Source organism: Microbacterium barkeri, assembly GCF_027921765.1.
GTDB lineage: Bacteria > Actinomycetota > Actinomycetes > Actinomycetales > Microbacteriaceae > Microbacterium > Microbacterium barkeri.
Genome location: NZ_BSEJ01000020.1, coordinates 36,326 through 51,874 on the forward strand (window position 1 = coordinate 36,326; position 15,549 = coordinate 51,874).

13 protein-coding genes are annotated in these 15,549 nt (G+C 72.5%); 6 read left to right on the forward strand and 7 right to left on the reverse strand.

Annotation, left to right across the window (positions count from 1 at the left end; all coding sequences use genetic code 11):
• Positions 1 to 54: 54 nt before the first annotated feature.
• The gene (locus PKE79_RS15590) at positions 55 to 603 is read left to right on the forward strand and encodes a hypothetical protein (RefSeq protein WP_271174626.1); all 549 of its coding nucleotides are present in this window, start codon (positions 55 to 57) and stop codon (positions 601 to 603) included.
• Positions 600 to 3,443, forward strand: coding sequence for an ATP-binding cassette domain-containing protein (locus PKE79_RS15595; RefSeq protein WP_271174627.1), 2,844 nt, complete (start codon positions 600 to 602; stop codon positions 3,441 to 3,443). Before PKE79_RS15590 ends, PKE79_RS15595 begins: the two co-directional genes overlap by 4 nt.
• Here the strand turns inward: PKE79_RS15595 and metH are convergent.
• Positions 3,358 to 6,978, reverse strand: coding sequence for a methionine synthase (metH, locus tag PKE79_RS15600; RefSeq protein WP_271174628.1), 3,621 nt, complete (start codon positions 6,976 to 6,978; stop codon positions 3,358 to 3,360). The genes PKE79_RS15595 and metH overlap by 86 nt on opposite strands.
• Positions 6,979 to 7,209: 231 nt before the next feature.
• Between metH and PKE79_RS15605 the strand changes: the two genes are divergently transcribed.
• Positions 7,210 to 7,929 (forward strand): hypothetical protein, encoded by a 720-nt coding sequence (locus PKE79_RS15605; RefSeq protein ID WP_271174629.1) that lies wholly within the window; start codon positions 7,210 to 7,212, stop codon positions 7,927 to 7,929.
• A 10-nt stretch (positions 7,930 to 7,939) separates the two neighbouring features.
• Here PKE79_RS15605 and PKE79_RS15610 read toward each other — a convergent pair whose 3' ends face one another.
• Positions 7,940 to 8,851: a dihydrodipicolinate synthase family protein gene (locus PKE79_RS15610; protein ID WP_271174630.1), complete on the reverse strand. Its 912-nt coding sequence runs from the start codon at positions 8,849 to 8,851 to the stop codon at positions 7,940 to 7,942.
• A gap of 38 nt (positions 8,852 to 8,889) precedes the next feature.
• Positions 8,890 to 9,618, reverse strand: a complete 729-nt coding sequence (locus PKE79_RS15615; RefSeq protein ID WP_271174631.1) for an MBL fold metallo-hydrolase — start codon at positions 9,616 to 9,618, stop codon at positions 8,890 to 8,892.
• 280 nt (positions 9,619 to 9,898) lie between these two features.
• Between PKE79_RS15615 and PKE79_RS15620 the strand changes: the two genes are divergently transcribed.
• Positions 9,899 to 10,327 carry an SRPBCC family protein gene (locus PKE79_RS15620; RefSeq protein ID WP_271174632.1) on the forward strand — a complete coding sequence of 143 codons (429 nt, stop codon included), beginning with the start codon at positions 9,899 to 9,901 and terminating at the stop codon, positions 10,325 to 10,327.
• A gap of 4 nt (positions 10,328 to 10,331) precedes the next feature.
• Here the strand turns inward: PKE79_RS15620 and PKE79_RS15625 are convergent, their stop codons facing one another.
• Together PKE79_RS15625 and PKE79_RS15630 are read right to left on the reverse strand one after the other, a co-directional pair.
• Entirely contained in the window at positions 10,332 to 10,859 is a 528-nt protein-coding gene (locus tag PKE79_RS15625; protein ID WP_271174633.1) for a DUF488 domain-containing protein, read from the reverse strand.
• Positions 10,860 to 10,902: 43 nt separating this feature from the next.
• Positions 10,903 to 11,694, reverse strand: coding sequence for a helix-turn-helix domain-containing protein (locus PKE79_RS15630; RefSeq protein ID WP_271174634.1), 792 nt, complete (start codon positions 11,692 to 11,694; stop codon positions 10,903 to 10,905).
• Positions 11,695 to 11,767: 73 nt separating this feature from the next.
• Here PKE79_RS15630 and ilvD point away from each other — a divergent pair, with 73 nt between their 5' ends.
• Positions 11,768 to 13,624 carry a dihydroxy-acid dehydratase gene (ilvD, locus tag PKE79_RS15635; RefSeq protein WP_271174635.1) on the forward strand — a complete coding sequence of 619 codons (1,857 nt, stop codon included), beginning with the start codon at positions 11,768 to 11,770 and terminating at the stop codon, positions 13,622 to 13,624.
• A 31-nt stretch (positions 13,625 to 13,655) separates the two neighbouring features.
• A complete protein-coding gene (locus tag PKE79_RS15640) occupies positions 13,656 to 14,150 on the forward strand; it encodes a GNAT family N-acetyltransferase (RefSeq protein WP_271174636.1) in 495 nt (164 codons plus the stop codon).
• Positions 14,151 to 14,215: 65 nt separating this feature from the next.
• On the opposite strand, the gene PKE79_RS15645 is transcribed toward PKE79_RS15640, so the two are convergent.
• Positions 14,216 to 14,773, reverse strand: coding sequence for a hypothetical protein (locus tag PKE79_RS15645; protein WP_271174637.1), 558 nt, complete (start codon positions 14,771 to 14,773; stop codon positions 14,216 to 14,218).
• Between the two features lie 267 nt (positions 14,774 to 15,040).
• Positions 15,041 to 15,211 carry a CsbD family protein gene (locus tag PKE79_RS15650; RefSeq protein ID WP_271174638.1) on the reverse strand — a complete coding sequence of 57 codons (171 nt, stop codon included), beginning with the start codon at positions 15,209 to 15,211 and terminating at the stop codon, positions 15,041 to 15,043.
• Between the last annotated feature and the right edge of the window lie 338 nt (positions 15,212 to 15,549).

Consider the following 15,549-nt stretch of genomic DNA (forward strand, 5'->3'; position numbering starts at 1 on the left):
TCTCCTATTACGCGCGGTTCCGACCACCGCCGCCGCGCGCCCTACGCTGAGTCGGTGACCAAGACACTGCGCGCCCTCTCGGGCCTCGCCGGCGCGATCGCCCTGCTCGCCCTGGCATCCTGTGCAAGCCCCGCATCCGAGGAGCCGGCCGAGTCGGCACCGGCCGAGACCCCTGCGGCCGAGACGGTCGTCGACGGCGCGTGCGCCGACGACGAGGGGATCACGCTCATCGTCGACAGCACCGCGCTCGAGGGCGGCGAGCGCAGCGAGCGCTGCGTCCTCGCGGACGAGCCGCAGGTCGCGGCCGACGTCCTGGCCGAGGCCGGCGTCGAGACCGAGGGCACGGAGGAGTACGGCGACGAGGTGCTCTGCCGCGTGGACGGCCTGCCGTCGGCGACCGAGCCGGTCGGCTCGACCGAGGACCCGGCGTACGTCGAGGAGTGCGCGTCGATGCCCGCCGCGTTCGCCTACTGGTCGATCTGGATCCAGCCCGCCGACGGCGAGTGGGGGTACGCGATGGAGGGCCTGTCGACCCAGGAGGTCGCACCGGGCGAGAGCCTCGAGCTCCTCTTCACGCTGGACGGCGCACCCGCGGCACCGTGACCACGCGATCCGCGGCGGTGAGGACCGCGGCCGTCGTGGCCGCGGGCTTCATCGTCGTCCGGATCGTCTACCGCATCCTCTTCCACGGCGCCGACGGCGACGGCGCCGTGCTCTGGGCGCTGCCCGAGCTGCGCCTCCCGCCGCCCTTCGCGCATGTGCGCCTGCTCGGCGAGGTCACGGCGGATGGCCTGGCGGACGCCGCGCTGAGCGCGGTTCCGATCGCGCTCGTCATCCTCGGGATCGGCGTGCTCACGGCGCTCGTCGACGTGCCGCGCCTCCTCGCGCACGGCGCGCGCGGGCGCTTCCTCGGCGGAATCTGCCGCGCCCTCGCCATCGCGTGGGCCACCGTTCCCTCTCTCGCCGACGCTGTCCGCGCCGCGCGGTTCGCCCAGCGACTGCGGGACGAGCGGAACGCCGCGCGCCTCCTCGCGCCCGTGCTCGAGCGCGCCCTCGAGCGCGCGACCGCGCTGAGCGCGGCACTCGAGCTCCGCGGCTACGCGGGCCGGCCATCCCCCGCGGCACGCGCCGAGACGGCCGTCCTGCTCGATGGCGTCCGCGCGGGGTTCGGCCCCGTCGAGGTCGTGCGCGTCGATGCGCTCTCGCTGCCGCGGGCATCCGTCGTCTGCCTCTCGGGGCCGACCGGCGCCGGCAAGTCGACGCTCCTGCGGCTCATCGCGGGGCTCCACACGCACGTCGACGGCGGATGGATGGCGGGACGCGCGGAGGTCGTCGGCCGCGACCGCAGCGCGGTGCCGCCGCGCGACCTCGCGCGAGACATCGGCGTCGTGCTGCAGCAGCCCCGGCAGGCGTTCGCGGCGGCTCGCGTGGCCGACGAGATCGGCTTCACCCTCGAGCTGCGCGGCGTCTCCGCAGCGGACCGTCGCAAGAAGGTCGCCGACGTCGCGGAGCGGATGGGCATCGCGCACCTCCTCGAGCGCCCCGTCCGCGGGCTCTCGGCGGGCGAGGCGACCCTCGTCGCCCTCGCATCGGCCATCGTCGACGACCCGGCGCTCCTCCTCGTCGACGAGCCGCTCGCCGACCTCGACGCCGACTTCCGCGGCCGGATCGTCGCGCTCCTCGACGCGCTCGCCCATCGCGACGGCATGTGCGTCGTCGTCGCCGAGCACCGGATGGCCGAGCTCGCGTCGATGGCCGACCTCTCGCTGCGGATCGAGGATGGGACGGCGGGGCCTGCCGACCTCCCTTCCGGCCCCGAGCGAAGCAGAGCGCCGCGCCGCACGCCGCCGCCCGCAGGCGTCGTGGCCCTCGCGGCCCACGACGTCACCGTGCGACGCGGGACGCGCATCGCCGTCGACGAGGCGAGCCTCGAGCTGCACGCGGGCGAGGTGCTCGTGCTGACCGGTCCCAACGGGGCGGGCAAGTCGAGCCTCCTCGAGGCGCTCGCGACCGGAGCGCCCGGGGTCGCGGTCGCGGGCGGCGCGCGCCGCGGCGTCGCGCTCGTCCCCGATGCGTCCGACGACCTCCTCCTGCGCGACACGGTCGCCGCGGAATGCCGGGCGGCCGACCGGCGCTTCCGCCCCGCCCAGCCCACCGCCGAACGGCTCGCGGCGTTCCTCGGCCTCGAGCCGGAGGGGCCGGCGTTCGCGCGCATCCTCCGCACACACCCGCGAGACCTCTCCGCGGGGCAGCGGCGCTGCCTGGCCATCGCCCTCCAGACCGCACGCAGCCCGAGGGCGCTGCTCATCGACGAGCCGACGCGCGGACTCGATCCCGCGGCCCGCGCGCTCGTCGCACGCGCCGTGCTCGCCGAGGCTGACGCCGGCGTGGGCGTGCTGCTCGCGACGCACGACGCGGCGTTCGCGGAGCTCGTCGCGGACCGCCGGCTGGCGATCGCGGACGGGCGCGTGGGTGCGCCGGGGAGGGAGGGGGACGGCGTTTCGGCTCACGGCGTTTCGACTCGCTCCGCTCGCTCAACGACCGGGGGCAGGTCGCTGCGCTCCCCGAACGAACCGACTCGCTCCGCTCGCTCAACGACCGGGGGCAGGGCGCTCGCGGAGGGAGCCGGCAACCTCGCGCTGCTCGCACTCGCCAACCTCGTCGCAGCGGGGGCCTTCCTGTGGCCCCTCTTCGCGAGCGCCCTCCCGACCGAGGCCCAGGCCGCCGTCCCGTACGTGGCGGTCGCCGTCGCGCCGCTCGCGGTCATCGCCGTGCTCGCCCTCCTCGACGGCTCGGTGCGCTCCGCCCACACGCTCGCGCACCTGGCCGTCCTCGGCGCCGTGGGCGCGGCCATCCGCATCGTCGGGACGGGCGTCGGCGGCGTCGAGGCCCTGTTCGTGCTGCTCATCCTCGCGGGCCGCGTGCTCGGGGCGCGCTTCGGCCTGCTGCTGGGCGCCGTGTCGATCGGGATGTCGGCGCTGCTCTGGGGAGGCGTCGGCCCGTGGCTGCCGTTCCAGATGTTCGCGTGCGGATGGGTCGCGGCGGGGGCGGGGCTCCTCCCCCGCCGCGTGCGCGGCCGGGTCGAGATCGCGATGCTGTGCGTCTACGGGGTCGCGGCGTCGTACGCCTTCGGGCTCATCATGAACATGTGGTTCTGGCCGTTCGCGGTCGGGGCGGGCACGGGAGCGTCCTACGCGCCCGGGGCGCCGCTCGCCGAGAACCTCGCGAGTTTCCTCGTGTACTCGCTCGTGACCTCCACGCTGAGCTGGGACACGCTGCGGGCGATCACGACCGTCGTCGGGCTCGCCCTCGTCGGCACCGCGTGCCTGCGCGCGCTGCGGCGGGCGAAGCCGGCCGTCACACCGAGAAGTACTTCGCTTCCGGGTGGTGGAAGACGAACGCGTCCGTCGACTGCTCGGGATGCAGCTGCAGCTCCTCGCTGAGCTCGACGCCCATCCGCTCGGGCCGCAGCAGCTCGACGACCTTGCGGCGGTCCTCCATGTCGGGGCACGCGGGATAGCCGAGGGAGAAGCGCGCCCCGCGGTACTCGAGCTTGAACAGCCCCTCGGTGCTCGTCGGGTCCTCGGCCGAGAACCCCAGCTCGTCGCGGATGCGCGCATGCCAGAACTCGGCGAGCGCCTCGGTGAGCTGCATGACGAGGCCGTTCAGCTCGTAGTAGTCGCGGTACCGGTTCTCGGCGAACATCCGCGCGGTCACCTCGTCGATCCTCGCGCCCGCGGTCACGAGCTGCACGGGCAGCACGTCGACCTCGCCCGATGCGCGTGCGCGCACGAAGTCAGACAGGCACAGGTGCCGATCACGGCGCTGGCGCGGGAAGTGGAAGCGCAGCCGGTCGGAGCCGACCGACCCGCCCGAGCCTCCGTCGGGCGCGAGCAGCCCCGCGCGGCCGATGCGGCCATCCGGATCTTCTCCGTGATGGAGCACGACGAGGTCGTCGCCCTCCGAGACGACGGGGAAGTACCCGTACGCGACCGACGGATCGAGCATGCCCTCCGCGAGGATGCGGTCGAGCCAGTACCGCAGGCGCGGCCGGCCCTCGCGCTCGACGAGCTGTTCGTACGACAGTCCGTCGTCGCCGCGACCGGGCTTCAGCCCCCACTGGCCCATGAAGGTCGCGCGCTCGTCGAGGAAGGCCGCGAAGTCAGCCAGCGCGATGCCGCGCACGATTCGCGTGCCCCAGAACGGCGGCGCCGGCACGGGGTTGTCGGCCGCGACGTCGGAGCGCTCGGGCATGCTCTCCGGCTCGGTGAGCGTGAGAGCGGCGCCCTTGCGGTGGATGCGCTTCTTGAGGGGCGGGAGGCCCACCTCGTCGGGCGAGGCGCCGCGCGCGATCGCGACGAGCGGCTCCATGAGGGCGAGGCCCTCGAACGCGTCCTTCGCATAGCGCACCTCGCCCTCGAACAGGCTCGCGAGGTCGTCCTCGACATAGGCGCGCGTGAGCGCCGCACCGCCGAGGATGACCGGCCAGCGCCTCGCAAGGCCCCGCGCCTGCAGCTCCTCGAGGTTCTCCTTCATGACGACCGTCGACTTCACGAGCAGGCCGCTCATGCCGATCACGTCGGCGTCGTGCTCCTCGGCCGCGGCGATGATGTCGGCGATCGGCTGCTTGATGCCGAGGTTGATCACCTCGTACCCGTTGTTCGTGAGGATGATGTCGACGAGGTTCTTGCCGATGTCGTGCACGTCTCCGCGCACGGTCGCGAGGACGATGCGGCCCTTGCCCGCGTCGTCGCTCTTCTCCATGTGCGGCTCGAGCAGCGCGACGGCGGTCTTCATGACCTCGGCCGACTGCAGCACGAACGGCAGCTGCATCTGGCCCGACCCGAAGCGCTCGCCGACGACCTTCATGCCCTCGAGCAGGTGGTCGTTGATGATGCCGAGTGCGGTCATCCCCTCGGCGCGCGCGAGGTCGAGGTCCTCCTCGAGCCCCTTGAGCTCGCCGTCGATGATCCGCCGCTGGAGCCGCTCTCCCGTGGGCAGCGCGGCGAGCTCGGCCGCGCGCTGGTCGCGGAGGGCGGCGCTGTCGACGCCCGCGAAGAGGTCGAGCATGCGGGCGAGCGGGTCGTAGGTCAGGGTGCCGTCGGCGTCGTACGCGCGGCGGTCCCAGACGAGATCGAGCGCGACCTGGCGCTGCTCCTCCGGGATCGACGCGAGCGGCACGATCTTCGCGGCGTCGATGATGCCCGAGTCGAGACCCGCCTGCGACGCCTCGTGCAGGAACACCGAGTTCAGCACCGAGCGGGCGGCCGGGTTGAGCCCGAACGAGACGTTCGAGACGCCCAGCGTCGTGTGGATGCCGGGGTACTTCGCGACGAGGGCGCGGATGGCCTCGATCGTCTCGATCGCATCGCGCCGGGTCTCCTCCTGGCCGGTCGCGATCGGGAAGGTGAGGCAGTCGACGATGATGTCGGAGACCTTCATGCCCCACTCGCCGACGAGCTCGTCGACGAGGCGCGAGGCGATGCGGAGCTTGTCCTCCGCGGTGCGCGCCTGCCCCTGCTCGTCGATCGTGAGCGCGATCACGGCCGCGCCGTGCTCCTTGACGAGCGGCATGATGCGCCCGAAGCGCGAGGTCGGGCCGTCGCCGTCCTCGTAGTTGACCGAGTTCACGACAGGGCGACCGCCGATGAGCTCGAGACCGGCCTGGATGACGGCGGGCTCGGTCGAGTCGACGACGAGCGGCAGGGTGGAGGCCGAGGCGAAGCGCGAGACGATCTCGCGGATGTCGGCGACGCCATCGCGCCCGACGTAGTCGACGCACACGTCGAGCAGGTGCGCGCCGACGCGGATCTGCGAGCGCGCGATCTCGACGCAGTCGTCCCACCGGCCCTCGAGCATCGCCTCGCGGAACGCCTTCGACCCGTTGGCGTTCGTGCGCTCGCCGATCGCGAGGTACGACGCGTCCTGATCGAAGGGCACGTGCTGATAGAGCGAGGCGACGCCGGGCTCGATCTGCGCCGACCGCTCGGCGGCGGATGCCCCGCGCAGCCGGTCGACGACGGCCTGCATGTGCTCGGGCGTCGTGCCGCAGCACCCGCCGACGAGGCCGAGGCCGAACTCGCGCACGAACTGCTCGTGCGCCGTGGCGAGCTCGGCGGGCGTGAGGGGGTAGTGCGCGCCATCGGCCGTGAGCACGGGAAGGCCGGCGTTCGGCATGCACATGACCGTGACGGGCGAGTGCTTGGAGAGGTGCCGCAGGTGCTCGCTCATCTCCTGCGGCCCCGTCGCGCAGTTCAGGCCGATCGCGTCGACGCCGAGCGGCGCGAGAGCCGTGAGCGCGGCGCCGATCTCCGAGCCCATGAGCATGGTGCCGGTCGTCTCGACGGTCACCTCGACGAAGATCGGCAGGCGGATGCCGCGGGCGACGATCGCCTGCTTGCACGCGTTCACGGCGGCCTTCGTCTGGAGCAGGTCCTGCGACGTCTCGATGAGGAGGGCGTCGGCGCCGCCGTCGATCAGGCCCTCGGCCTGCTGCGCGAAGGTCTCCTTGAGGTGCGCGTAGGTCGTGTGCCCGAGCGAGGGCAGCTTCGTGCCCGGCCCCATCGACCCGAGGACCCAGCGCATCCGGCCATCCGCCGCCTCCGCCGCATCCACCCGCTCGCGCGCGATGCGGGCGCCCGCCTCGGCGAGCTCGTGGATGCGGTCGTCGATGTCGTAGTCGGAGAGGTTCGACCAGTTGGCGCCGAAGGTGTTCGTCTCGATCGCGTCGATGCCGGTCGCGAGGTAGTCGTCGTGGATGCGGCCGACCATGTCGGGGCGCGAGACGTTGAGGATCTCGTTGCACCCCTCGAGCCCCTGGTAGTCGTCGAGCGTCGGCTCGTACCGCTGCAGCATCGTGCCCATCGCGCCGTCGGCGATGACGACGCGCGTCGCGAGCGCGTCGCGCAGCGCCTGCGCGCGGGGCGCGTACGGGATCCCGTCGATGTCGAGGGGGTGGCGGAGCGAGGGGGTCGGCACGGGGTCGATCTTAGGGCGCGGGCGCAGGCCAGACCGTTGACAGCTCGACCGACGACGTGGTGAAAGTCCTTTAACCGAAACAGGCATTCCATATTATGGAACTTTCGTCATCCCTCTCCCCTGACGACGATGTCGAGGAAAGGAAGGACCAGTCCGGCAGCAGCTGAGCCCTTGACCGCAGACGCTGTCAACGGGTTCCGCCGAGACCGCCCGCTTCTGTGGGATGGACGCATGCATCGCATCGCCTCGCTCACCGGCACGGTCCTGAAGGCGCTCTTCTCGGGACTCGTGCGCGTGCGCCATCCGCGCCCCGTGCATCCCCATGGCGTCGCGCTCACGGGCGAGATGCGATGGCTCGGCCCGAGCGGCTCTGGGATCGCGTGGGTCGACGAGCCGCCGAGCGGCCCGCAGCGCGTGTCGGCCCGAGCATCGCGCTCGATCGGCGTGCCCGCGCCCCTGCCCGACGTGATCGGCCTCGCGCTCCGCGTGGACGATGAACGCGGCCCCGTGCACCTCGCGCTGGCGTCGACGGGGCGTGGGCCCGTCTCCCGCTGGCTGCTCATGACCCATCGGTCGCCCTCGTCGGCATGGCTGAGCACCTTCCTCCCCTACACGGGCTCCCGGGGCTCTCTGCTGCTCGCCGCGCGGCCGCTCGCGCCGAGCGATCTGCCGAGCGAGCCATCCGCCCTGGCCGCCGCCCTGCGCGAGACGCCCTGGCGCCTGCTCCTGCACGTCGCCACCCCGACCGGACGCTGGCATCCCTTCGCCGAGCTCACCCTCTGGCACGAGACCGGCGCGCTCGACACGTCAGAGCGCATCGACGTGGGCGCGCACATTCCGCCGGGCGCGACGGTGGGGTCATGGATCCACGCGATCCGCGACCCGTCGTACCGCGAGGTCCAGGCGCGGACGTCCGGCGAGCCGAGCGGTCGGCCTCAGCCGGACGGGTGACCCGCCCTCCTCAGAGCTCCTCGTCGAGGCCCAGCTCGTGCGCGACCTCGACGGCCCGCCGCCGCGCGTCCCCCTCGAGCGCGCGGAGCGGTCGCGGCAGCGGGTCATCCGCCGTGAGACCGAGATGACCCGCGAGCGCGGCGACGACGCGCAGGCTCCCGTGGGCGCGGAAGAGCTGCCACAGCGGCTCGAGGCGCTCGGAGGCAGCCGCCGCGGCGGCGTGATCGCCGCGGCGGGCCGGCTCGGCCATCGCCATCGCCGCCTGCGGGAAGAAGCCGCCCACGACCGAGTACCAGACGGCGCAGCCGGCGGCGAGGCCCGCGGCGGCGAGCGGGTCGACGGAGATGCCGACACTCACGCTCTCCGGGATGCGCCCCCGCAGAGCCCGGACGCGCTCCCGGGCGGCGAGCGGCTCGGCCGGCACGCCGGGGATCTTGATCGAGGCGATGTGCGGCAGCGCCGCCACGCGCTCGAGGAGATCGTCGGTGAAGGCGAAGCCGGTCGTCGTCGGGTTGTCGTAGACGACCACGGGCACCGACACCTCGGCCGTCACCGCCTCGAAGAGAGCGAAGACCTCGTCGTGGGTCAGAGGCTGGTAGCTCAGCGCGGGCAGGAGCAGACCCGCCGCTCCCGCCTCCTGCGCGTCCGCGGCGAGCGCGCGTACCTCGCTCGCCCGCAGCGCGCCGATCCCGACCAGCACGGGCTTCTCGCCCGCGCGCTCGACCGCGATGCGCGCCGCCTCCGCACGCTCGGAGCGCGACAGGTACGGGGAGCAGCCTGTCGAGCCGAGCGCGGTGATCGTGTCGACCTCGCTGCGCGCCAGGCGCTCCACGAGGCCCGCGTACGCGGCGTAGTCGAGCACGTCGTCGCGCAGCGGCGTGAGCGGGAACGCGCTCACGCCCGTGAATGCCTCAGAGGTCATAGGTGCACCATAGTGCACTGGCGGGGCGGGTGCCAGCGTCAGCGAGCACCCGCGGCCCGGGCCAGACGTGCGGCCGCCCGGACGCCGTCGCGCCACGGCTCGCCGTGACCGGGCAGCATGAGCGGCGCCTCGACCTGCGCGAGCGCGTCGAGCGAGGCGAGCGCAGCCCTGCTGTCGGCCGTCGCGGCGTTCGCGACGAGGCGCGGCCCGGTCTCGGCCGTGTACGGGTCGAGCGTGACGATCGCGTCGCCCGAGAAGAGGATCCCGATGTCGTCGAAGAGAAGCGCGCAGTGCCCGTCGGTGTGCCCCGGCGTCCACAGCGGCACGGGCGATCCCGGCACATCGAGCGGATGGCCGTTCGCGAGCGACGCGCGAGCGGTCACGCCGCGCACGCCGAGCGCTCCGCGCAGGACCATGTCGCCGAGCACGGGGAGCGCCTTCGGATACCGGGCGAGGTACGGCGGCCGGTCGCGCTCGGGGCGGTAGAGGTACGGATGGCGCGCGAGGCGTCGATCCCGCGCGTGGACGTGCACGGGCGTCTCGTGCGCGCGCTGCAGCCGCCGGGCGATCCCGACGTGATCGAAATGGCCGTGCGTGAGAACCACGGCGTCGATGTCGGCCGGTGTCGCGCGGAGGTGGCCGAGCACTTCCCGGAGCGCGCCCCACGTGCCGGGCAGACCCGCGTCGACGAGGGTCATGCCGTCGGGGCGCACGACGAGATAGCAGTTCACGTGCGCGACATCGAGCCGGTGGACCCCCTCGGCCACCACGCTCCAGGATCTCGATCGATCGCGCATGAGAGCACCCTGCGTCCGCGTCGCCGCGTCCGCCAGGGGCTTGCCGTGCGCCGATCGGATGGCACCGACGGGAGGAACCGATGGCAGCACGCGAGCGGCCATCTCCCTGCGCCGTGAGCGGCGGATGGCGGCGGTCGCGCGCGTGAGGAGAAGTGGACCGCTCGTCAACCCCATTAAACCCGCGCCGGAGCAGAGCATAGCCTCGGGTCCACGAAGAGAGCACTCCATCATGCGACCAGCCGAGGCACACATGCGCACAGCACTGACCGGAGAGATCGACGTCGACGCGCCTCCCGGGGAGGTGTACGCACGCTGGAGGGACGTCGAGGGGTTCCCCGAATTCGTCGAGCTCGTGGAATCCGTCCGCCGCGTGGACGACATCCGCTCGTTCTGGACGGTGCGGCTCGGGCGGACGCCGCAGACGTTCTACGCCGACATCGTCGACGACGTGCCCGAACGGCGCATCTGCTGGCAGAGCACCGACGGCGCGCTCCACTCCGGACGCGTCGAGTTCGCGCCGCGCGACGGCGGCACCCATGTCGCGCTCGAGACGACCTGGGATGCTCCCGATCCGTTCGCCGCGATCGGCCTGCCGCTCGACCTCGACCACGACCTCGCACAGCGTGACCTCGAACGCTTCAAGCGCCTCGTCGAGGAGCGCAACCGCGCCGCCCACTGAGGACTCACGCCGGGTCGTCCTCCGGCGGGTACCAGACGCGCTCGCCCTCGACGCGCGCGAACGACGTGAGCGTGTGCGGCCGGGACGCGGTCGGGCTCATGATGTCGACGACCTCGATCCCGCGCACGAGCAGCGCGTCGCCCACGAGCGAGCGGTGGCAGCGCCACGGAACCGCCTCGGCGCACATGATCGCGGTCCGCTGCCGCTCCGCGAGGCGGATGAGCTCGTCCACGCCGCGCGCGAACGGCTCGGTCTGCATGTAGTCGGCGTACGCGCGGAAGCTGCGGTTGCGCCAGGCTCCGTTGATCGACTCCTCGCCGACCCGCGTGTAGCGACGCCCGCCGAGGTCCTCAAGGCGCCGGTACATCAACCCCGCGTCCTCGAGCGCGCGCGGAAGCTCGTCGCGCCCGAACTGCGGATTGCGCCGTGACCCCACGACCGAGCGGATGTCGCACACGAGCTCGATCCCGCTCGCGGCGAGCATCGCGAGGAACTCCTCGATCGGCCGGTTGGAGTGCCCGACCGTGAACACACGGTCGTCGTCAGCGGAAGCATCCTCTGCAGTATGTCGCGGTTCAGGTCGTGACGGGCACGTACATCACGACGTGGAGGTCGGAGGCGTCGGATGGCACGAGCCGATGGTGCTCGAACGCGAGCAGACCCGCCTCGCGATGGCGGAACATCCGCCGCCGCGACGCGAAGCGCAGGATCTCGAGCTCGGCCCACTGGACGCGGAAATCATCGCTCGCCTCGCGCAGCCGCTCGACGATCGCGCGATGCCGCGGGGTGGCGAGGCGCACCCCGGCCTCGGCGCGGAACTCCGCGAGGAACCGCCGGCTGTCGCGCTCCCAGTCGGGCAGCATCTCGCGCAGCTCGGGGTCGGTGTAGACGAGCCACAGCAGGTTGCGGTCGGCATCGTCGAGGGTCGCGATCCGCGGGTACAGCCACGCGTACCGGGCGTTCCATCCGGCGATCGCCCAGTCCGTCGCGACGATGAATGCGGGAAAGTCGAGGGCGTCGACGAGCCGCTGAAGATGGTCGGGCACCGCCTCGCGCTCGGGCGCGGGCTCGGCTGACTCCTGCTCGGCGAGCGCGAAGACGTACTCCGTCTCGACCGAGGTCAGCCCGAGCACGCGCGCGACGGCGGCGAGCACCTGGCGGGAGACGTTGATGTCGCGCCCCTGCTCGAGCCACGTGTACCAGGACCCGCTCACGCCGGCGAGCGTCGCGACCTCCTCGCGGGTGAGACCGGCGTCGCCGCGGCGGGCAGTCAACGGCAGCCCCAGGGCGGAGCGGCTCGTCGTGCGACGGCGCGCGAGAAGGAATTCGCCGAGCTGCTCGCGACGAGGAGTGCGCGGCCGGATCACGCTTTGATGGTACTGCGAGTACCGGTACTGACCGCATCTCCCGCTTCTTCCTGCGACGTGCGGAGATGGGAGCATGCCCGCACTCCGCTCTCGCACCATCACGCACGGCCGCAACATGGCCGGCGCCCGCGCACTGCTGCGCGCCGCCGGCGTCCCCGGCGCCGACATCGGCCGGAAGCCGATCATCGCGGTCGCCAACTCGTTCACCGAGTTCGTGCCCGGCCACACGCACCTCGCGCCTGTGGGCCGCATCGTCTCCGACGCGATCACCGCCGCGGGCGGGGTGCCGCGCGAGTTCAACACGATCGCGGTCGACGACGGCATCGCCATGGGCCACGGCGGCATGCTCTACTCGCTGCCGTCTCGCGACCTCATCGCCGACTCGGTCGAGTACATGGTGAACGCGCACTGCGCCGACGCCCTCGTGTGCATCTCGAACTGCGACAAGATCACGCCCGGGATGCTGCTGGCCGCTCTGCGCCTCAACATCCCGACCGTCTTCGTCTCGGGCGGGCCCATGGAGGCCGGCCGCGCGACGCTCGTCGACGGCACCGTGCGCACCCTCGATCTCGTCGACGCGATCTCGGAGGCCGTGAACGAGAACGTCTCTGACGCAGACATCCAGCGCATCGAGGAGTCGGCCTGCCCCACCTGCGGATCGTGCTCGGGGATGTTCACGGCGAACTCGATGAACTGCCTCACGGAGGCGATCGGCCTCTCGCTCCCGGGCAACGGCTCGGTGCTCGCGACCCACACCGCGCGCCGCGCGCTCTACGAGAAGGCCGGCTCGCTGGTCGTCGACATCACGCGCCGCTACTACGACGAGGACGACGCCTCGGTCCTCCCGCGCAGCATCGCGACGCCTGCCGCATTCGGCAACGCGATGGCGCTCGACATCGCGATGGGCGGGTCGACGAACACGATCCTGCACCTGCTCGCGGCCGCGCACGAGGCCGGCGTCGCGTTCGGGCTCGATGAGATCGACGAGGTCTCGCGCCGCGTGCCGTGTCTCGCGAAGGTCGCGCCGAACGTCGCGAACGGCCGGACCTACTACATGGAGGATGTGCACCGCGCGGGCGGCATCCCCGCGCTCCTCGGCGAGCTGCGCCGCGGCGGGCTCCTCGACGAGAACGTGCACACGGTGCACGCGCAGACGCTGGGCGCCTGGCTCGACGAGTGGGATGTCCGCGGCGGCTCCGCGAGCGACGAGGCCGTCGAGCTGTGGCACGCGGCGCCCGGCGGGCGCCGCTCGGCGACGGCCTTCTCGCAGTCCGAGCGCTGGGCGGCGCTCGACCTCGACGCCGAGGGCGGCTGCATCCGCGACGTCGCGCACGCGTACTCGAAGGACGGCGGCCTCGCGGTCCTGCGCGGCAACATCGCCGTCGACGGCGCGGTCGTGAAGACCGCGGGCGTCGACCCGTCGATCTGGACGTTCTCGGGCCCCGCGGTCGTGTGCGAGTCGCAGGACGAGGCGGTGCAGAAGATCCTCGCGAAGGAGGTCGCGGAGGGCGACGTCGTCGTGATCCGCTACGAGGGCCCCAAGGGGGGCCCTGGCATGCAGGAGATGCTGTACCCGACGTCGTTCCTCAAGGGGCGCGGCCTCGGCAAGAGCTGCGCGCTCATCACCGACGGCCGCTTCTCGGGTGGCACGTCGGGTCTCTCGATCGGACACGTCTCCCCCGAGGCCGCGGCGGGCGGGCTCATCGCGCTCGTGGAGGACGGCGACATCATCTCGATCGACATCCCCACGCGCGCGATCTCGCTCGACGTCGCACCCGAGGAGCTCGAGCGCCGTCGCGCTGCGCTCGAGGCGGGCGGGGGCTACCGGCCGAAGAACCGCGTCCGCGAGGTCTCGCCCGCGCTGCGCGCCTACGCGGCCTTCGCGCAGTCGGCCGACAAGGGCGCTGTCCGGATCGTCCCCGAGATCTGATCGGGGCATCCGGATGCGAGAGGATGGTCGGGTGCTGCGCCCCGCTCAGACCGACGACGCCCCGGCCATCCTCGCGCTGCGCGATGCGCTCGCGCGCTGGCATCTCTCGCGCGGCATCCGCCAGTGGACGCCCGGGCAGGTGCCGCTCGCCGAGATCCAGGCGCAGATCGCGGTTGGCCAGTGGCACGTCCTCGATGATCGCGACGGGATCGAGGCGACCGTGCGGGTGCTCGACGACGACCCGCTCTTCTGGCCCGACGCCGAGGGAGACGACGCCGGATACATCCACGGCCTCATGGTCGCGCGGTCGCGCGCGGGCGAGGGCCTCGGCGGGCGCGTCCTCGCGTTCGCCGAGGGGATGATCCGCTCACGAGGGTGGGCCGCGGCGCGGCTCGACTGCGTCGCGTCGAACGCGGATCTGCGCGGCTACTACGAGGGCCGAGGGTACGTCTTCCAGGGCGTCCGCGAGTTCCCGCCGGACATCGGGCGGGTGCCGGCCGCGCTCTTCGAGAAGCCGCTCGACTGAGGATCGTGGGCGGAGTCCCCCGCTCCCCCGCTCGGTGAGAAGGGGCGTCCGCCCACGATCGGCCGTCAGGAGGGGATCGCCACCGTGAGCTGGCGCATCCGCTCGCGCTGCGACGCCGCCTCGGCATGCTCGACATGGAAGCAGTCGGCGTGCGCCGCACGGAGCGCCGCCATCACCTCGCGCGAGACGTCGAGGCGATCCACGGGCTGCGCGCCCTGGGGGAACGCCCGCACATCGTCGAAGTCGTTGTCATCGAGCAGCAGCAGGAAGTAGGGCGGGATGCCCTCGGGCGTCGCGAGCGGAACCAGGGCGTACCCCGTGGCGCCCGTGTCGGCGAGGACGGTCGCGAAGCGCTGCGAGACGATCGGCGCGACGGGCGTGCTCGACCAGAGGATGTCGCCGAGGCGGCCGCCGCGCTCGAACGCGAGTCGCAGCGGCGGGAGCGACGCGATGTCGCCGGCGGCGAGGACCTCGTCGATCGCGCGCCCGTCTGGCAGCTCCCACCAGCGCTCGTCGTCCCATCCGTCCCAGGCGATGAGAGCCCAGGCGTCGTCATCCGCGCAGCAGCCCTCGATGACCTCGCGGCCCGCGTAGCCGCGGCGGCCGCCGATCTGCTTGAGCACGGGTCACCGCCCCGTCGGACGGTGGTAGCCGTCGGTCAACGGCGGGAAATGCGGGATGGGCACTGGCCGCTGCGACGGGTGCCTCCCGTTCGCGGCGCCGGCACGGCGGAAACCGTCGCGTCTGTGGGGGTCTGCGTTCTGCAGGGGTTCGATCATGGTGCACGTCCTCGTCTGTCGTGTGGTCTTCGTCGATCACGCGATGTCGCACTCCCGGGTGCGAGGGCAACGCCGGCGGCGCGAGTGCGCCGCCGGCGTTGAGGAGGCCTCTTACTTGAAGGCGTCCTTGACGTTCTCTCCGGCCTTCTTGAGCTTCGCGCCGAACTGGTCGGCCTCGCCCTCGGCCTCGAGCTCTTCGTTGTCCGTGGCCTTGCCGGTGGCTTCCTTCGCCTTGCCCGCGATGTCCTGCCCGGCGTTCTCGATCTTGTCGTCGAGTCCCATGGGGCCTCCTCTCGTCGTGCCTTCGGTCGTGCAGACCATTCGACTACACGCGACGGGCAGGCAGAACGGGGTTGACAGAGCGAGGAGGAGAAGGCAGGGGCCCTGCGCGCCTCTCATCGCTCGTATCTCTTTACGAATCTGGAGTTATCCACAGGTCTGGATTGTTCGGTGGAATGTCCGATGGGGTGGGTAGTGTGGGGGTATGTCGAGGACGATGCCGCGGGAGGATGCGGGGGTGGGCTGGGAGCCCACTCCGGCGGAGGTCGCGGTGACGCGTTCGGCGGTGGAGCGGGCGCGTCGGGCGCGGGCTTTGCGGGCGGAGGCGGATGCGCTGGAGA